Annotated in this window: 27 protein-coding genes and 1 riboswitch; of the genes, 22 read left to right on the forward strand and 5 right to left on the reverse strand. The window is 36.1% G+C overall.

The window, feature by feature from the left end; all coding sequences use genetic code 11:
• Positions 1–64 precede the first annotated feature (64 nt).
• The 4 genes from ACFQU5_RS01600 (at position 65) to ACFQU5_RS01615 (ending at position 2,667) form a co-directional block, all read left to right on the forward strand.
• Positions 65–451: a c-type cytochrome gene (locus tag ACFQU5_RS01600; RefSeq protein WP_390284035.1), complete on the forward strand. Its 387-nt coding sequence runs from the start codon at positions 65–67 to the stop codon at positions 449–451.
• Positions 452–600: 149 nt separating this feature from the next.
• Positions 601–1,308, forward strand: coding sequence for a tRNA (adenine(22)-N(1))-methyltransferase (locus ACFQU5_RS01605; protein ID WP_390284037.1), 708 nt, complete (start codon positions 601–603; stop codon positions 1,306–1,308).
• Positions 1,295–2,416 (forward strand): Nif3-like dinuclear metal center hexameric protein, encoded by a 1,122-nt coding sequence (locus tag ACFQU5_RS01610; RefSeq protein ID WP_390284039.1) that lies wholly within the window; start codon positions 1,295–1,297, stop codon positions 2,414–2,416. Before ACFQU5_RS01605 ends, ACFQU5_RS01610 begins: the two co-directional genes overlap by 14 nt.
• Before the next feature lie 41 nt (positions 2,417–2,457).
• Positions 2,458–2,667, forward strand: coding sequence for a hypothetical protein (locus ACFQU5_RS01615; protein ID WP_390284041.1), 210 nt, complete (start codon positions 2,458–2,460; stop codon positions 2,665–2,667).
• Positions 2,668–2,755: 88 nt separating this feature from the next.
• Here the strand turns inward: ACFQU5_RS01615 and ACFQU5_RS01620 are convergent, their stop codons facing one another.
• Together ACFQU5_RS01620 and ACFQU5_RS01625 are read right to left on the reverse strand one after the other, a co-directional pair.
• Positions 2,756–4,003: a dicarboxylate/amino acid:cation symporter gene (locus ACFQU5_RS01620; RefSeq protein ID WP_390284043.1), complete on the reverse strand. Its 1,248-nt coding sequence runs from the start codon at positions 4,001–4,003 to the stop codon at positions 2,756–2,758.
• A 286-nt stretch (positions 4,004–4,289) separates the two neighbouring features.
• On the reverse strand, positions 4,290–5,336 hold the full coding sequence (locus ACFQU5_RS01625) for a DctP family TRAP transporter solute-binding subunit (protein WP_390284045.1): 1,047 nt from the start codon (positions 5,334–5,336) through the stop codon (positions 4,290–4,292).
• 139 nt (positions 5,337–5,475) lie between these two features.
• Between ACFQU5_RS01625 and ACFQU5_RS01630 the strand changes: the two genes are divergently transcribed.
• The 7 genes from ACFQU5_RS01630 to dacB all read left to right on the forward strand — a co-directional run bounded on the left by ACFQU5_RS01630 (position 5,476) and on the right by dacB (position 13,812).
• Positions 5,476–7,068 (forward strand): ATP-binding protein, encoded by a 1,593-nt coding sequence (locus ACFQU5_RS01630; protein ID WP_486395049.1) that lies wholly within the window; start codon positions 5,476–5,478, stop codon positions 7,066–7,068.
• A 14-nt stretch (positions 7,069–7,082) separates the two neighbouring features.
• Complete coding sequence (locus ACFQU5_RS01635) at positions 7,083–7,781, forward strand: response regulator (protein ID WP_390284049.1); 699 nt, start codon at positions 7,083–7,085, stop codon at positions 7,779–7,781.
• Positions 7,782–8,017: 236 nt separating this feature from the next.
• The gene (gene vrrA / locus ACFQU5_RS01640) at positions 8,018–8,650 is read left to right on the forward strand and encodes a VrrA/YqfQ family protein (protein ID WP_390284051.1); all 633 of its coding nucleotides are present in this window, start codon (positions 8,018–8,020) and stop codon (positions 8,648–8,650) included.
• A gap of 83 nt (positions 8,651–8,733) precedes the next feature.
• Positions 8,734–9,702, forward strand: a complete 969-nt coding sequence (locus ACFQU5_RS01645; protein WP_390284053.1) for a 4-hydroxy-3-methylbut-2-enyl diphosphate reductase — start codon at positions 8,734–8,736, stop codon at positions 9,700–9,702.
• A 181-nt stretch (positions 9,703–9,883) separates the two neighbouring features.
• Positions 9,884–11,182, forward strand: coding sequence for a DEAD/DEAH box helicase (locus ACFQU5_RS01650; RefSeq protein WP_390284055.1), 1,299 nt, complete (start codon positions 9,884–9,886; stop codon positions 11,180–11,182).
• Between the two features lie 43 nt (positions 11,183–11,225).
• The gene (locus ACFQU5_RS01655) at positions 11,226–12,113 is read left to right on the forward strand and encodes a deoxyribonuclease IV (protein ID WP_390284057.1); all 888 of its coding nucleotides are present in this window, start codon (positions 11,226–11,228) and stop codon (positions 12,111–12,113) included.
• Between the two features lie 268 nt (positions 12,114–12,381).
• Positions 12,382–13,812, forward strand: coding sequence for a D-alanyl-D-alanine carboxypeptidase/D-alanyl-D-alanine endopeptidase (dacB, locus tag ACFQU5_RS01660; protein WP_390284059.1), 1,431 nt, complete (start codon positions 12,382–12,384; stop codon positions 13,810–13,812).
• A gap of 134 nt (positions 13,813–13,946) precedes the next feature.
• Here the strand turns inward: dacB and ACFQU5_RS01665 are convergent, their stop codons facing one another.
• Complete coding sequence (locus tag ACFQU5_RS01665) at positions 13,947–14,189, reverse strand: endonuclease IV (RefSeq protein WP_390284061.1); 243 nt, start codon at positions 14,187–14,189, stop codon at positions 13,947–13,949.
• 144 nt (positions 14,190–14,333) lie between these two features.
• Between ACFQU5_RS01665 and ACFQU5_RS01670 the strand changes: the two genes are divergently transcribed.
• The 11 genes from ACFQU5_RS01670 (at position 14,334) to ACFQU5_RS01720 (ending at position 22,060) form a co-directional block, all read left to right on the forward strand.
• On the forward strand, positions 14,334–15,080 hold the full coding sequence (locus ACFQU5_RS01670; protein WP_390284063.1) for a metal ABC transporter ATP-binding protein: 747 nt from the start codon (positions 14,334–14,336) through the stop codon (positions 15,078–15,080).
• Positions 15,081–15,095: 15 nt separating this feature from the next.
• Entirely contained in the window at positions 15,096–15,959 is an 864-nt protein-coding gene (locus ACFQU5_RS01675; RefSeq protein ID WP_390284065.1) for a metal ABC transporter permease, read from the forward strand.
• Entirely contained in the window at positions 15,956–16,366 is a 411-nt protein-coding gene (locus tag ACFQU5_RS01680; RefSeq protein ID WP_390284067.1) for a Fur family transcriptional regulator, read from the forward strand. The genes ACFQU5_RS01675 and ACFQU5_RS01680 overlap by 4 nt, the downstream gene beginning before the upstream one ends.
• Before the next feature lie 85 nt (positions 16,367–16,451).
• Positions 16,452–16,631, forward strand: a riboswitch (cobalamin riboswitch).
• Between the two features lie 163 nt (positions 16,632–16,794).
• Positions 16,795–17,346 carry a hypothetical protein gene (locus tag ACFQU5_RS01685; RefSeq protein ID WP_390284688.1) on the forward strand — a complete coding sequence of 184 codons (552 nt, stop codon included), beginning with the start codon at positions 16,795–16,797 and terminating at the stop codon, positions 17,344–17,346.
• Positions 17,343–18,299 carry an ABC transporter substrate-binding protein gene (locus ACFQU5_RS01690; protein WP_390284069.1) on the forward strand — a complete coding sequence of 319 codons (957 nt, stop codon included), beginning with the start codon at positions 17,343–17,345 and terminating at the stop codon, positions 18,297–18,299. Before ACFQU5_RS01685 ends, ACFQU5_RS01690 begins: the two co-directional genes overlap by 4 nt.
• A 306-nt stretch (positions 18,300–18,605) precedes the next feature.
• Complete coding sequence (locus ACFQU5_RS01695; RefSeq protein ID WP_390284071.1) at positions 18,606–19,169, forward strand: bifunctional adenosylcobinamide kinase/adenosylcobinamide-phosphate guanylyltransferase; 564 nt, start codon at positions 18,606–18,608, stop codon at positions 19,167–19,169.
• 13 nt (positions 19,170–19,182) lie between these two features.
• Positions 19,183–19,956 carry an adenosylcobinamide-GDP ribazoletransferase gene (gene cobS / locus ACFQU5_RS01700; protein ID WP_390284073.1) on the forward strand — a complete coding sequence of 258 codons (774 nt, stop codon included), beginning with the start codon at positions 19,183–19,185 and terminating at the stop codon, positions 19,954–19,956.
• Positions 19,929–20,528, forward strand: coding sequence for a histidine phosphatase family protein (locus ACFQU5_RS01705; RefSeq protein WP_390284075.1), 600 nt, complete (start codon positions 19,929–19,931; stop codon positions 20,526–20,528). The genes cobS and ACFQU5_RS01705 overlap by 28 nt, the downstream gene beginning before the upstream one ends.
• Positions 20,480–20,893: a bifunctional adenosylcobinamide kinase/adenosylcobinamide-phosphate guanylyltransferase gene (locus ACFQU5_RS01710; protein WP_390284077.1), complete on the forward strand. Its 414-nt coding sequence runs from the start codon at positions 20,480–20,482 to the stop codon at positions 20,891–20,893. Before ACFQU5_RS01705 ends, ACFQU5_RS01710 begins: the two co-directional genes overlap by 49 nt.
• A 2-nt stretch (positions 20,894–20,895) precedes the next feature.
• Positions 20,896–21,381: an ECF transporter S component gene (locus tag ACFQU5_RS01715; RefSeq protein ID WP_390284079.1), complete on the forward strand. Its 486-nt coding sequence runs from the start codon at positions 20,896–20,898 to the stop codon at positions 21,379–21,381.
• Between the two features lie 4 nt (positions 21,382–21,385).
• A complete protein-coding gene (locus ACFQU5_RS01720; protein WP_390284081.1) occupies positions 21,386–22,060 on the forward strand; it encodes a hypothetical protein in 675 nt (224 codons plus the stop codon).
• Positions 22,061–22,120: 60 nt separating this feature from the next.
• Here ACFQU5_RS01720 and ACFQU5_RS01725 read toward each other — a convergent pair whose 3' ends face one another.
• Together ACFQU5_RS01725 and ACFQU5_RS01730 are read right to left on the reverse strand one after the other, a co-directional pair.
• Positions 22,121–22,726 carry a hypothetical protein gene (locus ACFQU5_RS01725; protein WP_390284083.1) on the reverse strand — a complete coding sequence of 202 codons (606 nt, stop codon included), beginning with the start codon at positions 22,724–22,726 and terminating at the stop codon, positions 22,121–22,123.
• A 206-nt stretch (positions 22,727–22,932) separates the two neighbouring features.
• Positions 22,933–24,315, reverse strand: a complete 1,383-nt coding sequence (locus ACFQU5_RS01730) for an L-cystine transporter (RefSeq protein ID WP_390284085.1) — start codon at positions 24,313–24,315, stop codon at positions 22,933–22,935.
• Positions 24,316–24,524: the final 209 nt, after the last annotated feature.

Raw genomic sequence — 24,524 nt, forward strand, 5'->3', positions numbered from 1 at the left:
TTAATGTTGACTAGATTCTATATTAATAGATGTAGAAAAATAAAAACTAAGGGAGGTTATCCTAATGAAAAACAATCCTATTATTCCTTATATTCTAATTATGGCATTCGGTATCGGACTTATCTTCTTTATGTCATTAGAAGGAGCAGGCAATAAAGAAGAAATCGCTGCAGGTCATGGTGAAGAAGGCGCAGCTACTGAAGAGGGTGCAACTGCTGAAGAAGGTGCAACTGCTTCTGAAGGTGCTGGCGGTGAAGAATTAGTAAGCTCATGTATCGGTTGTCACGGTGGTGACTTAACTGGAGGTATGGGTCCTAAACTAGCTGGTTTAGATGCTGCTCATATCACTGATGTTTTAGAAAATGGTATTCCAGGTTCTCCAATGACACCAGGTTTAAAAACAGGTTCTGAAGCACAAGCAATCGCTGATTATATTTCTTCATTAGAATAATAATGAACACCAGAGGCTACCTTATAAGGATTCTTATAAGGTAGCCCTTTATTTTTTACAAACATAAGATACAAATATGCCTATAAGGACAAGGCATTTAAATTTATATATAATAATACATAGAAATTAGAAAAGGGCGGTTTACTTACATGAATGCACAAAATTTATCTAAACGATTAGAAGCGGTTGCATCCTTTGTTCCCACCGGTGCAGTTGTGGCAGATATAGGGAGTGACCATGCGTACCTACCATGTTATTTAGTACATAATGGCATCGTAACAAAGGCGATTGCTGGTGAGGTGGTAAAGGGACCTTTCGAATCTGCGTTAAGACAGGTTAAATTAGAGGGTCTACAAAATAATATTACTGTTCGGCTTGCAGATGGATTAAAAGCAGTTGAAAAACGCGATGGAGTGGATACAATCACGATTGCTGGTATGGGTGGCCCTTTGATCGTTTCAATTTTAGAGAAATCTCCGGAAGTCCTTAACGGGGTTACACGTCTTATTTTACAACCTAACATACATGCAAAAGTAATTAGAGAATGGGCCATTGGAAATCATTGGGCTATCTTAGATGAGGTCATCTTAAAAGAAGATGATAAGATATATGAAATTCTTGTTTTGCAGCGTGGTGAAATGGAGCTTACAGAACAAGAAATTTTACTAGGCAAACAATTAATGGCCAATAAAACGGATGTTTTTGTCGAAAAGTGGTCAAAAGAAATAAATAATTGGAAACGAATTTTAAATTCAATAAAACAGGCAGATCATACAACCGATATTGTAAAGAAACGAGAAGAGGTAATACATTTAATAAAGCTTGTTGAGGAGGCTTTAAACAATGAAAAAGGCTAACGGTCATGAAATAATTCAATTATTTGAAAGCTGGTCACCAAAAAAGTTAGCATGTATGGAAAATGATCCAATAGGATTAGCCATTGGGACATTAAATAAAGAAATTACAAAAGTATTAGTAACACTGGATGTTAATGAACAAGTTGCAGATGAGGCAATTGCAAAAGGGTGTGAATTGATCATTGCTCATCACCCGCCGATTTTTAGAAAGCTATCCAATTTAAGAACAGATACACCAGCAGGAAAGCTATATGAAAAATTAATTAAAAACGATATCGCAGTCTATGCTGCTCACACCAATTTAGATGTTGCAGATGGAGGTGTAAACGATCTATTAGCTGATGCTCTACAGCTCAAAAATCGTCAAATCCTTGAAAAAACCTATCATGAAAATCTTATGAAGCTTGCAGTGTTCGTACCGGATGATTATGCAGGAAATGTACGTCATGCCCTTGCTAATGCCGGGGCAGGAGCAATTGGGAATTATGATGCTTGTAGCTTCTCAACAAACGGACAAGGCCGTTTTAGAGCGTTGGAAGGTGCTGATCCATTTATCGGAGACATTGGTGAAATGGAAAAAACGGATGAGGAAAAAATCGAAGTCGTTTTCACGCAATCCATTAAAAATAAAGTACTAAAGGCCATGTTAAATGCACATCCATATGAGGAACCGGCGTATGATCTATATACATTAGCAGTAGAAACAAATGAAATGGGCCTAGGACGTGTAGGAAGGTTGAAAGAGCCGATGCCATTAGAACGTTTTGCAGAGTACGTAAAAACGCAATTAGACGTACCAAGAGTTCGAGTTGTAGGTGATACACTTAAGACAATTTCAAAAGTGGCGATTGTAGGCGGCGATGGAAACAAGTATATTCATGCTGCGAAACGATCTGGTGCCGATGTGTTTGTCACAGGTGATATCGGTTTTCATATTGCTCAAGATGCTGAGAGTATTGGGCTAAGCATTGTAGACCCTGGACATCATGTAGAAAAAGTTATGATAAAGGGCGTTGCAGAGAAAATGGATAAATTATGCTCGGAAGCTAAGTTATCTGTACAATTTATTCAATCGGATATCAATACGGAGCCATTTACTTTCATTTAAAGGAATGCCCAACAGTTGTATCTAAATAGAGGGTAGGAAGCATGTCAATGGGGAATAGTGGACGTGGATGGGTGATTATTGGAATCATCATGATTGTCATGGGGATAATTTTTGCGGGATTAACCTCGTACTTTTTAGAAAACAAGATTGATCAATTAGTTGAGGCGTGTGAAAAGGAGGGCGGAAAGGCCGTCGTAGAGAAAAGCGGTTTCATCGTAACAACCTCCTTTGAATATGAGTGTGAGAAATGACAAAAAGTAACCAGTCAATTGAGTTGGTATCGCACGATTACCTCCAACTAAAAAAGCAACCTCTTCTTAGAAGAAGTTGCTTTTTTTTTTATGCTCTTGATTGAGTTACTGCATTAACTGCTTCGTCAAATTCTTTTTCTGATTTAGAGACAACTACAGTTGCTACACCGTTTCCAATTAAGTTTGTTACAGCACGAGCTTCTGACATGAATCGGTCAACCCCGATTAATAAAGCAATCCCTTCAACTGGAATCATTGGGAAGGCTGCTAAAGTTGCTGCTAAAGTGATGAAACCAGAGCCAGTTACACCAGCTGCTCCTTTAGATGTAATCATTAAAATACCGAGTAGAGTCAGGATTTGAATCCAAGTTAAATCTACACCATAAGCTTGTGCGATGAATAAAGCCGCCATTGATAAGTAAATTGCTGTACCATCCAAATTAAATGAATAACCCGTTGGAACGACTAATCCAACAACTTGTTTAGAGCAACCGTATCTTTCTAATTTACGCATCATCGACGGTAAAGCAGATTCAGAAGAGGATGTACCAATTACTAAGAAAATTTCGTCTTTAATATAAGCGATAAATTTAAAGATATTAAAGCCATAGAATTTTGCAATAGAACCTAAGATTAAAATAAGGAATAGTGCCATTGTAATATACACTGCAGCCATTAAGAAGCCTAAGTTTCCAAGAGCTTCTAAACCAAAGTGACCGATTGTATATGCCATTGCACCAAATGCACCAATTGGAGAGAACTTCATAACCATACTAACGATTTTAAAGAAAATTTCTGAAACCTGTTCAAAGAAAGTAATGACTGGTCTAGATTTTTCGCCAAGTGCTGCAGCCGCCATTCCGAATAATACTGCAGCGAATAAAGTAGGTAATAATTCACCGTTAGCTAGAGCGCCAACAAAGTTTGATGGAATTATACTTGCGATGAAAGCACCAATTCCATGTTCTTGATTTTCGGCAGCTTCAGTATATTGTGAAACGTCAGCACCAGAATTAGCATCTATATTCATTCCTTCACCAGCGTTAACTAGAAGCGCAACTGCAATACCGATTGCAAGTGCAATGGTTGAAACTATCTCAAAATAAATTAATGCTTTACCACCAATTTTACCTACCTTTTTCATGTCGCCCATTGCACCGATCCCGATTGCAACAGTTAAGAAGATAATTGGCGCAATTAACATTTTAATTAATTTTATGAATAAATCCGCTAATACTTTTAAGCTTGCACCAAACTCTGGCCAAATTGCCCCAACAATAATACCTAGAATGATTGCAATGATAACCTGAGCGGTTAGGTTTTTAAGTAATTTCATTTCACTTTCATCCCCCTTGAAAATTTAAATGATATCGCTTTCAATATCTGAAACTATCATACCGTAAAGTTTTCTAAAAAAACTGTTTAGTTTTTAATGGTTTTATCGTTCATTTTGTTATATAACTTGTGAAAATGCTCACAAACAGCTATATATCAATGTTATTGCTGTTATAATACTAATTTCTAAGGGTTATAAATTGTTATAGTACAAACTTTAGAAACATAAAAAAAGCTCCCTTTTTAATAAGGCAGCTCATTATTGTTCATTTTGTTCTTTATGAATCTTATGGATAACTTTTTTCATTTAAAAGTTCTTCAAGATAATGGTTATTAATTTTTTTTTCGTAATGATTATATATTGGTTTTAATTTTTCTTTCCAATCTTTTTTAGTAAGGTCATTTAATTCATAAATTTTAACGTTTGGAATTGCTTTTAGATATGTTAAGTTTTCATTATTAAACTGTTCTGCCTGTTCAAATTGCCAGTCCTGCATTTCATCAAGCGAATCGGTAATAATTTTTTGACTCTCTGCATCCAGGCTATTCCAAAAATCTCCATTCATCATGACGGCATAGGCTAAAACCCCATGTTTTGAGAGGGTAATATGATTTTCCATCGTATGAAATTGCTTTGAAAAAATATTGGAAATCGTATTTTCTTGTGCATCTATCATATTATCTTTTAAATCAGTGTACACCTCACCAAATGGAATAGCGATTGGTTTAGCATCTAGAAGATTAAATTGTTCATGCAGAATGTCACTGCCCATCACCCGGACACGCTTTCCTTTAAATTGCTCCACCTCAACAATAGGGGAAGTAGAGGCAATTTGTTTAAAACCATTATTCCAGAAAGTTAATCCCTTAACATTAATCCTTTCAAGCTCTTCTAAGAGTGATTTACTTGTCTCTCCGTTCAAAAGTTTTTTTAACTGTTCATTATTTTCGATAATAAAGGGCAAATCTAGTACTTGCCAATTAGGTAATGCATTTGTCATCTTTGAACTAGTTGGTGCAATCATTTGCACTTTATTTTCCAGAAGTGCTTCTAATTCACTTTCATCATTATAAAGCATGCCATTCGGGTAAATTTGCACGACTACTTTTCCATTGCTTTTTTCTTCAACTAACTCCTTAAATTTTTCGGCTGCAGCTCCTTTAGGAGTGTTTTCCGCTACAACATGGCTAAAATGAATGGTTATTTGTTCATTTAAACCTTGTTGTTCGTCATCATAGGGAAGAGAGGTAGTTGAAAAAATACTTTGACGATAGCTGAATAGTACGATTAAGATAATGATGGTAATAAAAGAACCAGTTAGGAATAATTTCATTTTTTTCACCACGATGATTAAATTAATATTGAGTAGAGCTTGAAGTATTTCTAAGTCTGGAGGCACAATATTTATAGATAATTATAAACATTATAGCAATTATATAATAGTAATATTTAAAGGAGTGACAATAATGAAAATACGAAAATTATCAATGAATAAGAAAATAATGATGTTAACATTTTTCATTATTGTCTTTTCTTTTTTAATCGCAGGAACCTTTGTCATTGGAAGCTTATTAAAAGAAAAAGAAGATGATATTGGACAAGAAGCAATGCTTGTAGCCCGTACTGTTGCAAATTTACCTGAGATTAAAACATTATTGCAAAGTGATAATTTTGATACAGCGTCCACCAGTATTAATGAAATGGTAGAGGAGATTCGTTTTATCAACCAAGCTGATTATATCGTCATTATGGATACAAATCGCAAAAAGTACTCTCATCCATCGCGTCATGAAATTGGACAGATAAGCAAATCCTCGGATATGGATGCTGCCTTTGTCGAACATTATTATTTATCGAAAGCAAATGGCGACAAAGGAACAACAATCCGAGCATTTGTACCAATTATGAATGAGTTTAATATACAAATCGGGGTAGCTCTTGTTGGATTTTTAGTTCCATCTCCACTTGAAATCTTCACTGATTACCAAAGCGAAATATTGGTAACAATTGCAATTTCTGTTCTCTTCAGTGTTTGGGGAGCACATACGCTTGGAAGACATATAAAGTTGCAAATGTTCGGTTTAGAACCCCATGAAATCTCAAAAATGTATGTAGAAAGAACAGAAACCTTCAATGCCATGCATGAAGGAATTATCGCTGTTGATAAAGATTTAAATATTACCATTTTCAACAAGAAAGCAAGTGAAATTTTGGGGGTCGAGAAAGAGCATTCATATTATATAGGAAAAAACATTTACGATGTATTGCCTGATACTAGGTTGCCGGAAATAGTTCTTACGGGGAAGCCGGTATATGACCAAGAAATATATGTGAACGAACACAGTATTTTAAGCAACCGTATTCCTATACTTGTGGATGGGAAAAAAGTAGGGGCTGTTGCGGTCTTTAAAGATTTAACCGCCTTTAAACAATTGGCCGAAGAACTAACAGGTGTAAAAGCCTTTGTACAAGCGTTAAGAGTGCAAACGCATGAGTATAAAAATAAGCTGCATACAATCTCTGGGTTGTTGCATTTGGGACACATAAATCAAGCATTGTCGTATTTATCTCAAGTTCAAGATGAACATGATAATGTAACAAAATTTTTGAATGAGCGTATTTACAATGAAAATATTTCTGGATTATTATTAAGTAAAATAAGCCGGGGAAAAGAGCTTGGAATCTTAGTAAACCTTGATAAGGAAAGTAAATTTACAAAATTCCCTGAAAAACTTGACCATCATGATTTTGTAGTGTTATTTGGAAATTTAATCGAAAATGCTTTTGACTCATTTATTACCGTTAACCGAAAAGAAAAAGAAATTAATATTTCAATAGATGATAATGACGGCATCCTAGCTATCTTAGTAAGTGATAATGGAATTGGAATGTCTGGAGAAATTCAAGCCCGTATTTTTGAGAGTGGATTTTCAACAAAAGGCAAAGAAGATCGGGGAATCGGTTTGTATTTAGTAGACGAAATTGTGCAAAAAGGTAATGGTACAATAGAAGTAATTAGTGAAGTAAATAAAGGGACTACATTTATAATTACTTTTGAAATTTAAAGGGGGAATCATTGTTGGAAACGATTAAAGTATTGCTCGTAGAAGATGACCCAATGGTAAGGGAAGTAAATCGACAGTTTATAGAGCGTGTTGAGGGGTTTGAGATTATCGCTATGTGCAGTAACGGACTGGAAGGATTCAACCGAATTATCGAGCTTAGTCCAAATTTGGTCATTATGGATATCTTTATGCCTGAGCAAGATGGTTTAAACACACTTAGAAAAATTCGTAATTCCAATTTACCAGTTGACGTAATTACTGTTACTGCTGCGAATGACATGCAAACAATCCAACAAATCCTGCATTTGGGTGTCTACGATTACATTATGAAGCCGTTCACTTTTGAAAGAATACAGCAAACTTTATTAAATTATTATAATTTTAAACTAAAGTCATTTGGAGTTCACGATATCACACAAAAAGAACTGGATGAAATGATTCATCCTCACCGTGAGAAGGAAGAATCGAGTGGAAATGAAGCTGCATTTTTAACAGAATTGCCTAAAGGGTTTAATCGTACTACTTTAGATAAAGTACTTCTCTTCGTGAAAGTATCAACGGAAGGTGTATCAGCAGATGAGGTGGCAGCCGGAATCGGTGTTGCTCGAGTAACGGCGCGAAGGTATTTAGACTTTTTAGAAAAACAAAACTTTATTAATGTAGATGTACACTATGGCGGAGTAGGCAGACCCATAAATCATTACTTTGTATAGTAAATCTAAAAAAGTTAGTAGTCATTTTTTTGCTTAGGAAATGGCTATTTTTATTGACGAGAAAGTATATGTTTTATGGTTCCATGGGAAAACTGCGACATTCACCTTACATATATTGGACATAAGGGGTCTTTCTATTTTTATTACATCCTCTATTAAAACCGTACATTTAAACGCCTCATTGCATATGATACCTTAGAACAACTTCGTCTATTGTATGAAGAAAGGAGATTATTATGCGCCCTCAAAGTTTCCGACAACCAATGCCCCCAAGTCGACCTTTTAATCAGTTTCAAGGACCACGAGGCAGCTTTGGAGCTAGACCACCTCAGTTCCCGCAACAAGGAATGTTCCCACCTCCTGGTCGAGGCCCGGCACCAGGACCGGTACCAGGACTGGGGATTGGTGCAGGTGGATCAACCCCAAAATTGCAAACCTTTATGGATACTGCCAATAGATTTTTAGCAACTGCCCAAAGTTTTCAACCTTTAGTACAACAAGCAACACCGATGTTTCGTAATTTACCTGCCCTGTGGAGACTATATAAAGGCTTTCAAGGATTACCGAAGAATTCCGATTCCAAAGAACCTAATCCAAGAGAACAATTTGATTTCGATGAGAGTTTAGAAAGTCCTGAAATGTTCAAAAGACCTGAAAGAGCTGCAAGAGAGGAAAGACCAGAAAGACCAGCGGTGCCTGAAAGATTTGCAGGACCTGCGAAACCTGCAAGATCCACAAGAAAAGATAGAAACGAGGAATACGATTTTTCGGAATCCCCTGCTTTTAATGAAGGAGTTAGACCTAAAAAAATAACTACACGTCCATCAGTTCCGAGAATCTTCCAGCCACCCTATCATTTTGATGAATAGAGAATAAAAGGCTAGAAGGAAGTTTTGTATTAAACGTGTCGCTCCGTTATAATAGAACTATGTACCACAAAAGGAGTGACATGATGCAGGTCATTAAAATAAATCCAAGAGGCTATTGTTATGGGGTAGTGGATGCAATGGTTATTGCACGAAATGCTTCATTAGATAAATCATTACCAAGACCAATCTATATATTAGGTATGATTGTTCACAATAAACATGTAACTGATGCATTTGAAAAAGACGGTATCATTACATTGGATGGTGAAAACCGAAAAGAAATTATTGAACAAGTTGAATCAGGCACTGTTATTTTTACAGCACATGGTGTATCACCTGAAATTAGAGAGATTGCTAGAAAAAAAGGACTTGTATCAATCGATGCGACTTGCCCTGATGTAACCGTGACACACGATTTAATCCGTGAGAAGTCGGCTGAAGGCTTTGATATTATTTACATTGGTAAAAAGGGCCATCCAGAGCCAGAAGGGGCTATTGGTGTTGCGCCCGACCATGTCCATTTAGTGCAAAGTGCTGAAGATATTGATAATTTGCAATTAGATAACGAAAAGTTACTTGTGACGAACCAAACGACTATGAGTCAATGGGATGTAAAAGTTGCAATGGATTATTTAAAAGAAAAATATCCGCATATTCAAATTCATGAAGAAATTTGTCTGGCAACTCAAGTTCGACAAGAAGCAGTTGCGGAACAAGCAGGAAAAGCAGATTTACTTATCGTTGTTGGTGATCCAAAATCAAATAACTCAAATCGTTTAACACAAGTGTCCGAGGAAATCGCCAACACACCTTCATATCGTATTGCAGACATATCAGAATTGAAACTCGAATGGTTAGAGGGTATCCAGACGGTTGCAGTGACTGCCGGGGCATCTACACCAACACCAATCGTAAAAGAGGTCATTACTTTCTTAGAGAAATTTGACCCTCAAGACCCAGATACACACGAAATTAAACGAACAGTTACAATCGATAAAATTCTGCCAAAAATTAAAGAACCAAAACCAGTTGAAAAAATCATGCCCTATTAATAAGGGAATAAAAAAATCAGGAGTACATTCCTGGTTTTTTTATTTTGCCTAAAGTTTTCATTTAATGGAAATAGATTAAATATTCCAAAAGCCTTGCTATACCTTGAGTTCCACACTTGTTTAGTTGTTCTTTTTTCACTATAGATGGTACAATAGTGAAACATATTAGGAGGTACGAAAAATGTCGAAGTACTCAGATTACGATTTAAAGCCATTTTTAAAAGACGCAATTGCAAAACTAGGCTTTGAAGAACCAACACCGATTCAAAAGGAAATGATTCCCCTTATTTTAAAAGGGAAAAGTGCGATTGGACAAGCGCACACAGGGACAGGGAAAACACATAGTTTTCTATTACCGATTGTTCAACGTATTAATGAAGAGAAGCAAGAGGTTCAAGCGATTATCACTTCTCCAACGAGAGAGCTTGCACAACAAATTTACGATGCATTAGGCGAGTTAATTGGGGAAACAGATATTCAAGCGAAATTGTTCATTGGTGGAACTGATAAACAAAGATCGATTGATAAATTAAAAACTCAGCCACAAATCGTAGTAGGGACACCTGGACGAATTCGTGATTTAGTAAAAGAAGGTGCATTACTTGTCCATACGGCACCTATTTTAGTAGTTGATGAAGCTGACCTTGCTTTTGATATGGGGTTCATCGAAGAAATCGATGGTTTTGCATCCCATATGCCAGAAAAGCTTGAAATGTACGTCTTCTCTGCAACCATTCCTGAGAAATTACAACCGTTCTTAAAGAAATATATGGAAGCTCCAGTCCATATTCATATGAATGACAAACGCCCTGTAGCTGAAGGTATTGATTTCGTATTAGTTCCTGTTCGTTCAAAATCCAGAAATCGCCGTTTAGTCGAAGTAATGGAAGCCATCAATCCTTTTTTAGCTGTTATTTTCTGTAATACAAGAAAGAATGCTGAAGCAGTTGCTGGCTATTTAGCGGAGCAAGGAATCCGAGTAGGACAAATACATGGGGATCTAAGTCCTCGTGACCGTAAAAAAATGATGAAACAAATTCGTGATTTAGAATTCCAATATATCGTTGCGACTGATTTAGCAGCACGTGGTATTGATATTCAAGGGATTTCCCATGTGATCAATTATGAAATCCCAGAAGACCTGGAATTCTTTATCCACCGTGTAGGTCGAACAGCTCGTGCAGGAAATAAAGGAACTGCCATTACATTATTCGAACCAGAAGATGAAGATGCAGTAGTTCGAGTAGAAAAAATGGGCATACCGTTCGTACCAAAAGATGTGAAAAACGGAGAATGGATTGAATTAAAAGAACGTCATGCACGCCAAAACAGAGCAAAACATGAAAACGAAATTGACGTAATCGCAAAATCAAAGGTACGTAAACCTAAAAAGGTAAAACCAGGTTACAAACGAAATATGCGTTGGGAAATGGAAAAGATTAAAAAGAAAGAAAGACGTAAGAAAAACCGTCAAAAATAAATGAGATATGATTGATTAGCTTAAGTTTTAGGAGGACTTGAAAATGTTGCTAGGTTCACACGTTTCGATGAGTGGGAAAGAAATGCTCCTAGGTTCAAGTAAAGAAGCAGCTTCTTATGGTGCATCAACGTTTATGATTTATACGGGTGCACCGCAAAATACTCGTCGCAAACCGATTGAAGAGTTAAATATTGTAGAGGGTCTCGCACATATGAAAGAAAACGGACTTTCAAACATTGTTGTTCATGCACCTTACATTATTAATATTGCGAATACGACAAAACCTGAAACCTTTGCTCTAGGTGTAGAATTCCTGCAAAAGGAAATTGAACGCACAGCTGCAATCGGTGCAACACAAATCGTTTTACATCCCGGTGCCCATGTGGGTGCAGGTGTAGAGGCAGGAATTGCGAAGATTATTGAAGGTTTAAATGAGGTGTTATCCTCTGAGTATCCAGTTCAAATCGCCTTAGAAACAATGGCAGGGAAGGGCACAGAAATCGGAAGATCGTTTGAAGAACTTGCCCAAATTTTCGATGGTGTAAAAAATAATGACCGTTTATCTATTTGCTTCGATACTTGTCATACACACGATGCCGGATATGACATTATTAATGATTTTGATGGAGTATTGGCTAAGTTCGATCAATTGATTGGAATCGACAAAATAAAGGTTGTCCATATCAATGATAGCAAAAATGTATGTGGAGCAGGCAAAGACCGCCATGAAAATATTGGATTTGGACATATTGGATTTGAAGCACTTAAATCGATTGTTCACCACGAAGCCTTTAAAGAGGTACCGAAAATCCTGGAAACACCATGGATAGGACCTGACGCGAAGAACAAAAAAGCTCCTTATAAACTTGAAATAGAAATGCTTAAAACTGGCGAATATAAACCAGCAGAAATCGAAGCATTACTAGTTTAATACTGACTACAGAGACATCAAGCAAATTCATTGCTTGATGTTTTTTTGTTTAAAGAATTATTAAGTACTTAGATTAATGGATTATAAGGAAACTCTTAAAAATAATGTTATCAATAGACTTGGGGAAAAGTCGTATTGCCAATTTATCAAACATATAAATGGGGGTAAATAATCTATTTTTAAAGCTTATTTGGTTTTGTTTAAATGAATGGCTTAAGTAATAAAAAAGTAGCCTATACTAATTTTATCTTAAATTTTTGGAGGAATTATGAAAACGAAACTAATTCTTTCTATTATTACAATACTTTTACTCATTATCCCGTCTCATTTTGTACAAGCAGCACCAAGTATAGAAAATACTGTACAAGCCCAATTAGGAAACGAGAATATTAGTGTTTCTTTACGTGAATTAAATAATGGTGAATTACTTTTTGAAAAAAACGGAGATATCGCAATGAAACCGGCATCTACTTTAAAGTTATTAACAGCATCGGCGGCAATAGAGATGCTTGGCCCAGATTACCGGTTTCAAACAAAGCTTTATATAGATGGTGAGATAAAAGGTAAAACCCTTAACGGTGATCTCTACATTCAAGGTGGAGGCGACCCTACTTTACAAAATAAGGATTTCACTTTCATGGCAAGTGTTTTAAAGTTTAATGGAATTCATCAAATAAATGGAAATCTTTATGGCGATGATTCGATATTTTCAGGAGAACAATTGACTCCTGGAATAGCTAAAGAAGATGAAAGTTTTTATTTTGCAGCTAGAACTTCTGCTTTAACAATGTCACCTGATAATGATTATGATGCCGGTACAATTATCATTCATGTACATGCAACAAATGCAGGGGAGCGACCTATTATTTCTGCTGAGCCAAGTACAAGTGGTATGGTCATTAACAATCAAGCGTTAACTGTAAATAAAAATCAACAAAATACGATTGAAATCCTACGCGAATATGGCACAAATCAAATTACCATTACGGGAAATATACCTTATAATAAAACCTTCAAGGATTGGGTGACCTTGTTTGACCCTACGATTAATACATTACAAGCAATAAAAGAAAGCTTTCAGAAATCTGGTCTGGCCTTTACTAAAAATAGTTCAATTGAGCGCAAATTTGTACCAAAAGAGGCGGGAATTTTTTATACAAAGCATTCCTTACCTCTAGCAGCCTTAATGCAGCCATTTTTAAAGCTTAGTAATAATAGTATGGCTGATATTTTCACTAAAACATTAGGTCGAGAGTTTAATGGGAAAGGTGATACCAATGAAGGGCTAATTGCATTAAAGGAATATGGAATCTCTATCGGATTAAATATGGAAAATTGGCATTTTGAGGATGGTTCTGGTATGTCCCACACCAATAAAGTGACAGCAAATGAACTTTCGCTTTTATTGACTAAAATGAGTGAAAGTCCTACATTTAAACTTGTTCACTCAAGTTTACCTATAGGTGGACAAACTGAACGTAAAGTAGGGGGATCCTTAAAAAATCGTTTTAAAGAAGAAAAATACCGTAATAGGGTAATTGCTAAAACGGGACACATATCGGGAGTCTATACATTAGCAGGCTATGTAGAAGCAAGTAGCGGACGTACTTATGCTTTTGCCATTATGACACAAAACCAGACATTTATCAGACTAAATGCAATCGATGAAGTAGTGAAAAAAATTATTATGGAATATTAGAAAACTTATCTAATCCCTAAATCAAGCGATTATCCATTGTTTCACTTAAGTGGATAGGTAATTTTCACTCCCCAATCCGGATAAAAAGAGGTTTCTTCCTACAAAGAAGCCTCTTTTTTGTCTAACCTGATGTTTTAGTAATTCTCCATATATTTTAAAAGTTTTTTTAATTTCTTCTTTCCAATAATGGATTCGACTTCTTTCAAGAAGGAATTTGGTATTCCTGTTATTAGCCAAGTGATTGAGGCACGTTCAGTGAGAGGTCTTAAACGTTGTACTTCTTCAATGGTTAGATCAATCCCATATTCTCTTGAAAACTTAACGATTTCTCTATCTGATTTAGATAAAAATTGTTCTATAAACTCAATCTGTCTCAAAAAACTACATCCTTTCAAAAAAACATTTCATTTTAAAATTAAAATCTACCTAAAACAAGTTTACTTACTTTACAATTTGCTAAGAATCTACTATACTAACAAGTTGTAAATCGTAATGATTATGAATTAGAAAGAAGAGAAAAAATGAGCCAAACATTAATTGATATGAAAAATGTGTCTTTTCAATATGAATATACGCAAGTTCTAAAAAACATCTCGTTAAAAGTGGAGGAAGGAGACTTCCTGGCAATTCTTGGCCCAAATGGTTCAGGTAAATCCACATTATTAAAGCTATTACTAGGATTACTAAAACCAATGGCTGGGGAAGTTCAACTTTTTGGTCAATCGAATGAAACATTCCGTAATAGAGAATGGATCGGTTATGTTTCTCAAAAATCCAATGCATTCAACTCGGGCTTTCCAGCTACTGTTGAGGAAGTTGTTAAAAGTGGATTAACGAAAAAAGTTGGCCTATTTAAAAAAATACCAAAAAGTGCAAATGGCAAAGTAGAAGAAGCTTTGACTTCTGTAGGTATGGAGCAATTCCGTTCCCGTAATATCGGTCAGCTATCAGGTGGCCAGCAGCAAAGAGTATTTATTGCAAGGGCTCTTGTATCAGACCCTAAAGTTTTAATTCTAGATGAGCCAACAGTAGGAATCGACCACGAAAATGTTCAATCATTTTATGATATGTTGGCAAAGTTAAATGAGGAACAAAATAAGACGATTATTTTAGTTACTCATGATGTGGATACGGTATCAAACCGCATTAGTCATGTTGCCTGCTTAAATCAAACGATTCATTTCCATGGCTTTAAGAAAGAGTTTGATACAATTTCTCAAACTCAATTGGATAATTGGTATGGACATTCAGTTCGAAAGATTCATTAATGAGGAGAAGGCAAAATGATTGAAGCAATTTTAAACTACGAATTTTTACAAAATGCCTTTATCTCCGGGCTGGTTATTGGAGTAATTGCACCATTATTAGGTGTTTTCATCGTTGTACGAAGAATGTCTCTCATCGCAGATGCATTATCCCACGTAACTTTGGCAGGGATTGCGGGGAGCTTATATCTAAGTCAGAGCTTCTCTTGGCTAATCCTTTTAAATCCGATTTATTTAGGTATTGTTGCAGCGGTAAGCGGCTCAATTTTAATAGAACGGTTGCGTAGACTATACAAACATTATGAAGAGTTGGCTATTCCGATTATCATGTCGGCAGGGATTGGTCTAACCGCAATTTTTGTCTCGCTGGCAAGCGGCTTTAATACTGATTTAATGAGTTATCTATTCGGTTCTGTTTCGGCTGTGTCGAGACAGGACTTATGGATTGTCATATGTATTGCGATTGTCGTCATCGTATTCCTATATTTGTTTTTCAAAGAGATGTTTGTACTTGCATTCGATGAAGAATATGCCCACGCTAGCGGGTTGCCTGCAAAATGGATTCATTTCTTATTTATGCTTGTCGTTGCCTTGGTTATTGCAGCAAGTATGCGAATTGTGGGGATATTACTAGTTTCATCATTAATTACCTTGCCAGTTGCAGCAAGTATGCGAATCGCAAAAGGGTTTAAACAAACAATTATTTATTCAATCCTTTTTGGTGAAGCAGCTGTTATCATAGGATTAGCAAGCGCCTATTATTTAAATCTGGCACCAGGTGGTACAATTGTCGTCACATCAATCCTAATTTTATTGATTGTCATCCTCGTGAAAAAAATCGTACTTAATTTAAATGCAAAAGAAAGGGGAGCAGTTAAATGAATTTAACAAAAGCATGGGAAATACTGAAGGATAACGGTTTTAAAAAAACCGATAAACGTGAGTTAATATTGAATATGTTCCAAGAAACCGATAAATATTTAACTGCAAAGGATCTCTTATCTGTATTGAAACAAGATTTTCCTGGAATGAGTTTTGATACAATCTATCGGAACTTAGCTACATTTGTCAACCTTGGGATTTTAGAAGAAACAGAGTTAAATGGTGAAAGAAATTTCCGTATGCAGTGTGAATCCGATCACCATCATCATCACTTTATTTGTATGGAATGCGGAAACGTAAAAGAAATCTCTATCTGCCCAATGGAAATGTTAAATGAAAAACTTCCAGGATATACGATTGAAGCACATAAATTCGAGATCTATGGAAAATGTATGAGCTGCAGTTAATTTCTTGGTTCCTTCTATTATTTTTCTTTTGAAAAAATAAAAATACTATTATTTTGGAAAATATGTTATATTGCTGTTAAGTGAATAGTGTTTGCAGGAAAAAGATGCGTAAAAAACGCTTAATTGGGAATTCGGTGCAAGACCGAAGCTGTATCCGCAACTGTATGTGCTAATTTCAGGAATTCGCCACTGTCTCTTATAGATGGGAAGGCTCTTCGAAATGCTATGCACAAGCCAGGAGACCTATCTTTTTCTGATCGTAACTAACCTCTTCGGAAATAAAGGGAATGTACGGCATAATTGAATGAATAGTATTATGTGAGTTTATTCTGTAATCTTTTGCCATCCATTTCGCGGATGGCTTTTTATTTTCTCTTGGTAGATGAATGGGTTTTTCGCTATTTGATTTTTTTATGGGGGGGTTAAATATTCGAAAGGATATGCGATTTAGTTGTTATCCATTTATGCGTGAGCAAGGGAGTTTAGTCGATTACGAGATTCGAACAGATTCACTTGCAACCCGAATAGGAGCTGTTTTACCAGTGTTGCGTGGAGATGATGCATGTCAGGTTGTTTACGAGGATTTACAAGTAATCCAGCCTAACGCGTATCATGTTAACGGCTCTGTACGGGGAAAATTAGCGATTACAGAGGAAGATTTACAAGCTTTGAGTGACCGCTATGATTATTATGTTGAGCAAGTTGGGGATGTAATCAAGCAATTTTTATTGCCTCAAGGCAGTGAAGCGGGTGCCTTGCTTCATGTTTGCCGCAGTGAAGCAAAGAAATCATACCGTGCACTACATAAAGTAAGTGAAGAACGCGAAGTACCAGAAATTTTGTTTGATTATTTAGGACTTCTTGCAAATGTATTTTTTGTAATGGCCGTTTACACGAACTGCAAACAGGGTGTAGATGAAATTCCATTTGTAAGTAAATCCTATCCAATAAAGAAAAAACGAAAAGAGGAAATAAGATGAAATTTTTAGAGAAGAAGTGGCTGGCACCATTAGCAATCTCATTATTATTAGTTGGTTGTAATTCAGAAGAACCAGCTAAAAATGATGATACAGAAACAACTGAAAATGCTGGGGCATCTGAAGAAGCAGGTCCTTACACTGTCGTTGATGACCGCGGTGTGGAAGTGACTTTTGAGCAAGTGCCAGAAAAAATTGTCTCATTACAACCAAGTAATACTGAAATTTTATTTGAGCTTGGGGTAGGGGAGCAAATCATCGGTGCAACAGAATTTGATACATACCCTGAAGAAGCTCTTGAAATAGAACGTATTTCAGATTCGATGACAATAAATACCGAAAGAGTAATAGAACTGCAGCCTGACGTTGTGTTTGCCTATACAGTTGGGGAAGAAACACATATTGAACAATTAGAAAATGCTGGATTGAAGGTTTTTGTTATCAAAACAGCTGCAACAATCGATGATGTTTATGGAGATATTGAGCAAATTGCAGAAGTCTTAAATGTTGAAGAAAAAGCAGATGAAATCGTTTCCGGGATCGAAGAGCAAATTGCTGCGGTTCAAGAAAAAACTGCTTCACTAGATGTTAAAGAAAAAGTATATTTTGAAATCTCGCCATCTCCAGATATTTGGTCTGTTGGCTCTGGTACATTCCAACAAGAGCTGATTGAAGCAGCTGGTGTTGAAAACATATATGCTGATCAGCAAAGTTGGTTTGCTGTCTCAGAAGAGGATTTAATTACACGTAATCCAGAAGCGATTATCACTACTGTAAATTATAGTGAGGATCCTAAAGGAGAAATTTTAGCTCGTGAGGGATGGTCAAATATTACGGCTGTCCAAAATGAAGAAGTTTATGAGTTAAACGCCGACATCCTAGATCGTCCAGGACCACGTATCGGTGAAGCAATCGAACTAATTGCATCAGCAATCTACCCGGAGATTTTTAACTAAAGAACAGAGGGCAAATTCCTAATAATTGTTTGCTTAGAGTGTAGACAAAGTCGAAAATTGACTTTGTCTACACTCATTTTTTGAGTGATTCTTGAAGAATAAAGATTCACAGACTAACTTGAAAACGCTTGTCATACAATGCGGGAAGCTCTACCGAGATCAGAAGAGAATATGAGTTCATGAGGGGAGGAACGGGGCAACCAACGCAGTATGCTAGCGTTTGTCAACAGTCAGGGCAAATTCTGAATAAGAGTCTGCTCATTTCCATTTATCTAAATGATCATGAAAAATACCGAGGAGGTCCAAATGGGTAAACTAGTCTTTATTACAGGCGGCGTTCGGAGCGGAAAAAGTGCATATGCCGAATATTATGCGAAACAGCTTTATCAAAAATTTGAACGGACAAACCTGTACTATATTGCTTCAGGTGTTGCTTTTGATGAAGAGATGACAAAACGAATAAAACGTCATCAAGCAGATCGTGAACAGTCAGCTATAGAGTGGAGTACAATTGAAATACAAGAAGAAGTATGCTTTGATGAAATAATCTCCTCAAAATCCGTAATACTATGGGATTGTATAACGACTTGGTTAAATAATGTACACTATAATACAGAACGACTTAATCAAAATCAAAGACTAATTGAAATTGATAAGTACCTGGATAAAATAAAAAAACAGATATTGCAATGGATTGAGGATGATGCTGTAGTTCTACTTGTATCGAACGAAATCTTAGATGAACCTTTCTCTCACTTTTCAGAGGTGAATTACTATCGTGAGCATTTAGGTAAATTACATCAATGGATTGTTCGATACAGTGACGAAGCATACGAAATGGATTATAGTAAGATTGAACGTTGGAAATAGGACGGTGCCCATTTTGAAAAATAGTATGATTGGATTGCTTTTGTCGTTTCAGTTTTTTTCTTCTTTACCTATTCGAAAGCAGCTTCCGATGAATCAACAATCAGTCACGGCAATGTATACAATGCTGCCTTTTTTAGGCATTCTAATGGGGTGCTCTTTATATATCTTGTATATGATAAATGAACAATATTTTCATGTTTCTACTCTACTATTTGCTATCTTGGTTGTTGTAGCAGGAATTGTCATGACAGGAGGCCTGCATTTAGATGGTTGGATTGATATGGGAGATGCCTATTTTTCTTATCAGGACCAAGCGAAGCGACTTGCAATTTTAGAAGATTCTCGAGTTGGAGCCTTTGGAGCAATTAGTTTAGTCGTAATGTTACTACTAAAAATAGGCTTTACCTATGAATTATTACAAAAGGAACCACAAAATATGTTTTTATATTTTCTTGCGATTCCTTTTTTAAGTCGGTTAGCCCTGCTAGTCTACTTTGTTACAACCCATACGGTTAAAGAAAAAGGGTTAGCCTCATATTTTAAATCTCAAGTAAATCCGGCGAGATTATGGACTGCACTTATACTTTATACGCTCGTATTTAATAGTTATACATACTATGTAATGGGATTCAAAGGAATGATTTTAGTTGGATGTATGCTTCTATTTGTCCTTCTGTATAGAAAGTGGACGATTAAAAACTTTGGTGGAATGACTGGGGATTTATTGGGAGCTTTAAATGAAGGGACTGAGGTGTTTTTATGGGGGATTCTGTTGTTGTTCATTTAATAAGACATGAAAAGACAAATGCCAACTTAAAAGGAAAATATATTGGCTGGACTGATGAATCAATTAATGCAAAAGAACTGTATTTCAATGTTCCTTTATGTCCTAAATTGGTTTATGGGAGTGATTTAAAGAGATGCAAAGAGACAGCACACCTGTACTTCCCAGGAGCCATCTATCTACCTGAAGAAAATTTCAGAGAATTGAATTTTGGGGATTTTGAGATGAAGACTTATGAGGAACTTAAGAGGTCATCCATTTATCGTCAATGGATTGATGATCCACAAAAAGTTCCTCCTCCGAATGGTGAGTCCTATGAAGACTTTTTACACAGGGTGGTTCGTACTTTTCAGCAAATTATCTCTCAAAATGCCGACTATACTTTTGTAGTTCATGGTGGCGTCATTCGTGTTTTACTATCTATTTTTGGACCGATGGAAAAATCTTTTCAACAAATCTTGGTATCACATAGAACCATCTATTCACTGGAGTGGCCTGATTATTCCCAAGTAAAGGAGGGGAAACGGTGCAAGTTGTTATCGGTGGAGCCTATAATGGCAAAAGAAAGTTTGTAAAAGAAGTATTATTAAATCATGGGAAACCTCATTTTTTTGAAGGTGAAATACCAAAGAACATTTTGTTTTCAAGAGAGGATATTATTGTTATCGGGAACTTTGAAAAAATGATTCTTCAAAAAGTTCATTTAGATGAAGAAATCATCGCAGAAGAAATTTTTAATAAAATTCATCAATTGAATCAACAAGCACAGGTTATTTGCGTATGTACGGATATTGGTAGAGGTGTTGTACCACTATTAAAAGAAGAAAGGAAATTGCGTGATGCCTGTGGGCGGTTATATCAGAAGCTTTTTACTCAAAGTGAAAGTGTCATTCGAGTCTGGTACGGTATCCCACAAGTTTTAAAGGGAGATGGATTGTAAAATTGGATAGCATCACATTAAAAAGAATGGTCTTAACAGCATTAGTTGCAGCAATTTGCGTAATCGGCAGTTTTATAAAGATACCGGGATTCATGACAACTGCTGCATTAGATTCTGCGCCTGCATTAGTGAGTGTTGCTTTTTTACCGCCACTCTACTCCGGTTTAGCATCGGGCTTAGGACACTTAGCAACCGCTCTAACATCGGGCTTTCCATCTGGACCATTCCATATACTCATTGCATTTGAAATGCTCATTATTACATACATTTTTAATATATTACATAAAAAGGGCTTTAAAATATTGAAGTGGATCACTTTTGTTATTGGGAATGGAGTACTGGCAGCTCTTCCTTTCTATTATTTAATTTCACCTGCATTTTTTGTTGGTGCAGTACCAAACTTAGTTATTGCTGCAGTCATCAATGCTGTAATTGCTGCAGTTACCCTGCCTGTAATTGAAAAAGTATCAGCGAAAGGAAAGAATTGAACTTATGCGAAATGCGATTAGATTAGATGATAAGACGGTTGTAACGATGGATAATTCAGGCTGTATTGGTGAAAAAGAATTGGATGAAGTACATGTATCCAATGAATTAACAGCGTATTATACAATGCGGGTTGCGTTGTTGGAGCAGTGGTGTGCGGGTGCAGAGCCAATAAATATTTTTTTATCGAATTTCACAGGTGATAAAGCGTGGGCAGATTATGAGAAGGGCATTCAAGCAGCTTTTGACGAAGTAGGCTCAGCAATGCCAGTCATTAACGGGTCTACAGAATCAAACTTTAAGTCTTTACAGTCTGGTATTAGTTTAATGATTATTGGTAAGGTACTCTATGAAATTTCTAAAGAAAATCTTCTGTGGTTTGTTGTTGGAAAGCCTTTAGTGGGTCAAGAGGTAATTAATGAATCAGAGCATGTTGCAAAACTAAAAGAAATACATAATTTAATTCAATTAAAAATCGCTAAAAAAATCTGGCCAGTTGGATCCAAAGGCATTCTTTCAGAGCTTGAAAGGATTTTCCCTGATCGTAAATTTGAATGCTCACTAGATTTGCATAAATCCAGTGGACCAGCAACCTCAGTAATAGTTGGTATATCACATGACAAGCTGGAAGAGTTTAAAAATCAATTAACTACAGTCTATCATTCGGTAAAGATCGGCTAATTCATTCTTCATAAATGAAAGCCCAGCAAAATCTCAAAAAAATTTCTGGGCTTTAAATCCTCAATCCTTTATTAGAGGTTGCTGATAATGATCAACATATAAAAAATATGCTTCATCACAACATCTTTTTATCATTTGTTTAAAAGAATTCTCCCGCAATTCCTGAACAGCAGCTTTTACAAATTGTGCTTGATCCTCAAGGAAGATTTGAATTTCTTCATCCGTACCATTGAGTGCATTAAAGTAACTTCGAGATTTGCCACGCTCAATTAGCCCGTGTAATTGATATTTCTTCATTACAAATAATAGCCATTCATTTAAGCCAGTTGCCAAAAAAAGCGAAGAAAGATAAAGCAACTCCGGGGATGCATCCGCTCTATCTTTTAAATGCTGGAAATACGTGTCGTCCTTGAGGGCGTTGTAAATTAAAACATTTGATGTATAATATAACGAAGTTTCGTCTGTCTTAATAATTATGTCATCTTCTGGCAATAATATAAGCCAAATATTGAAGGCCATTATCCAGCCATCCATTCTGCTAATGCCACCTTCCTTTAGAAGGTAAGAGTAGTTGTCCAATTTTGTTGCCAATTGCATAAAAGTGTCAACATGATGCTGTTCAATGTATAAAATACTTTCATCAATAGTAATCTTCTCATACATCATAAACACCCTCTTTAAGTTTTAATATCCAAATTATGTAGATAGTTTATATTTAGTTTATGGAAATTATCTAATATTGACAATTAGAAAGTGTAGAATGTCGATAAAATAAGTAAAAGATAATAGAAAGCATATATAAACATGTTCATATTATATGTAAAGAGACATATAAAACCCTTCCTAATTCAAAGAATTTGGAAGGGTTTGTATTACGATTCGCCTAGTTCTTTAATGGACGGATTATTGAATATGTCCTTATCCAAGTCGCCAGTTATTCTTGCTGTAGTAACACCAGCCGTCATAGATCCACTAACATTCAATGCTGTACGACCCATATCAATTAATGGTTCAACTGAAATTAATACCCCGGCAAGTGCTACAGGTAAATCAAGTGCTGACAAAACGATTATCGCAGCGAATGTTGCACCACCACCAACACCGGCCACACCAAATGAACTGATTGCCACAATGATAATAACAGTTGCGATAAAGCTAATATCCAGTGGATTAATCCCTACAGTTGGTGCAATCATTATTGCTAACATTGCGGGATAAACGCCGGCACATCCATTCTGGCCAATCGAAAGTCCAAAAGAGCCTGCGAAATTGGCAATGCCATCCGGAACACCTAATCGTTCTTCTTGTGTTTTTAGATTTAATGGCAGAGCTCCAGCACTAGATCTTGATGTAAAAGCAAAAAGTAAAGTTTCGCTCGCTTTTTTTACATACATAATAGGGCTTAAACCTGTTAGAGAAATGATGATTAAATGGATCAGGAATACGATAATTAACGCTACATATGAAGCGATTACGAATTTCCCTAAATTATATATAGCTCCAAAATCACTTGTTGCTACTGTTCGTGCCATAATAGCCAAGATTCCATAAGGTGTTAACCTTAAAACGATGGTCACGACTCCCATAACTAAAGAATAGATCGCATCAATTGCCTTGTTAATCGTTTTGGATGTTTCTTCATCCTTGCGAACAATTCGTAAATAAGAAAAACCTAGAAAAGCTGCAAAAATAACTACCGCAATTGTCGAAGTTGAACGTGCACCAGTTAAATCCAAGAATGGATTGGCAGGAAATAGTTCTATAATTTGCTCTGGTAAGGATTTCACTTCCGCAGATTGTTCTTCTAAAGAAGTACCTCGTTCTTTCTCTGCCTCCCCTTGCACTAATTCAGTAGCATCAAGGTCGAATATGGTAGCGGAAAGAATTCCTACACCAGCAGAAATGGCAGTAGTACCGACTAGTATAAGTAATATAAGTCCAGCAATTTTCCCTAAATTATTACCAAGCTTCATCTTGGTAAAGGCTGCTAGAATTGATATGAATACAAGTGGCATTGCAATCATTTGCAGGAGCTTTACATAGCCTGTCCCAATGATGTTATACCAGGGTACAGTATTTGTTACCTCATCAGAAGTAGCACCAAAAATAAGCTGCAGAGCTAAACCTAGAAGAATACCTAAGCCAAGCGCAGCAAAAACACGGTTGGAAAACTTAACATGCTTTTTATTTAAGTAGCGTAAGAATGCCATAAGTGCAATTAATACGGCGACATTAATTAGAATTATTATTGTCATATAGTTTCACCTCGGAAAGTAGTATACCAGATTTTACACTTATCTTGGAGATATTTGTTTATAAGGATAAGTTTTCAAGGAAATTTTGATAGATGTGCTCATCAACTCGACCTATTTTGGTCTAGTTGTGCTTTTCTAATGCATTTTATGAGAAAATCCTTTCAAAAGGCTATTATTGTAAACATTTTCATTAATTTTTGATACAATAC

This window comes from Ureibacillus sp. GCM10028918, assembly GCF_042666115.1.
GTDB lineage: Bacteria > Bacillota > Bacilli > Bacillales_A > Planococcaceae > Ureibacillus.

Bases quoted from the DNA above. Each gene is read 5' to 3' on its own strand.
- ACFQU5_RS01670 (WP_390284063.1), top strand. From the start codon at position 14,334: ATGAGCCAAACATTAATTGATATGAAAAATGTGTCTTTTCAATATGAA.
- ACFQU5_RS01720 (WP_390284081.1), top strand. From the start codon at position 21,386: ATGCGAAATGCGATTAGATTAGATGATAAGACGGTTGTAACGATGGAT.
- ACFQU5_RS01645 (WP_390284053.1), top strand. From the start codon at position 8,734: ATGCAGGTCATTAAAATAAATCCAAGAGGCTATTGTTATGGGGTAGTG.
- ACFQU5_RS01730 (WP_390284085.1), bottom strand. From the start codon at position 24,315: ATGACAATAATAATTCTAATTAATGTCGCCGTATTAATTGCACTTATG.
- ACFQU5_RS01650 (WP_390284055.1), top strand. From the start codon at position 9,884: ATGTCGAAGTACTCAGATTACGATTTAAAGCCATTTTTAAAAGACGCA.
- dacB (WP_390284059.1), top strand. From the start codon at position 12,382: ATGAAAACGAAACTAATTCTTTCTATTATTACAATACTTTTACTCATT.
- ACFQU5_RS01725 (WP_390284083.1), bottom strand. From the start codon at position 22,726: ATGATGTATGAGAAGATTACTATTGATGAAAGTATTTTATACATTGAA.
- ACFQU5_RS01655 (WP_390284057.1), top strand. From the start codon at position 11,226: ATGTTGCTAGGTTCACACGTTTCGATGAGTGGGAAAGAAATGCTCCTA.
- ACFQU5_RS01625 (WP_390284045.1), bottom strand. From the start codon at position 5,336: ATGAAATTATTCCTAACTGGTTCTTTTATTACCATCATTATCTTAATC.
- ACFQU5_RS01615 (WP_390284041.1), top strand. From the start codon at position 2,458: ATGTCAATGGGGAATAGTGGACGTGGATGGGTGATTATTGGAATCATC.
- ACFQU5_RS01690 (WP_390284069.1), top strand. From the start codon at position 17,343: ATGAAATTTTTAGAGAAGAAGTGGCTGGCACCATTAGCAATCTCATTA.
- ACFQU5_RS01620 (WP_390284043.1), bottom strand. From the start codon at position 4,003: ATGAAATTACTTAAAAACCTAACCGCTCAGGTTATCATTGCAATCATT.
- ACFQU5_RS01600 (WP_390284035.1), top strand. From the start codon at position 65: ATGAAAAACAATCCTATTATTCCTTATATTCTAATTATGGCATTCGGT.
- ACFQU5_RS01680 (WP_390284067.1), top strand. From the start codon at position 15,956: ATGAATTTAACAAAAGCATGGGAAATACTGAAGGATAACGGTTTTAAA.
- ACFQU5_RS01610 (WP_390284039.1), top strand. From the start codon at position 1,295: ATGAAAAAGGCTAACGGTCATGAAATAATTCAATTATTTGAAAGCTGG.
- ACFQU5_RS01705 (WP_390284075.1), top strand. From the start codon at position 19,929: ATGGGGGATTCTGTTGTTGTTCATTTAATAAGACATGAAAAGACAAAT.
- ACFQU5_RS01695 (WP_390284071.1), top strand. From the start codon at position 18,606: ATGGGTAAACTAGTCTTTATTACAGGCGGCGTTCGGAGCGGAAAAAGT.
- vrrA (WP_390284051.1), top strand. From the start codon at position 8,018: ATGCGCCCTCAAAGTTTCCGACAACCAATGCCCCCAAGTCGACCTTTT.
- ACFQU5_RS01675 (WP_390284065.1), top strand. From the start codon at position 15,096: ATGATTGAAGCAATTTTAAACTACGAATTTTTACAAAATGCCTTTATC.
- ACFQU5_RS01605 (WP_390284037.1), top strand. From the start codon at position 601: ATGAATGCACAAAATTTATCTAAACGATTAGAAGCGGTTGCATCCTTT.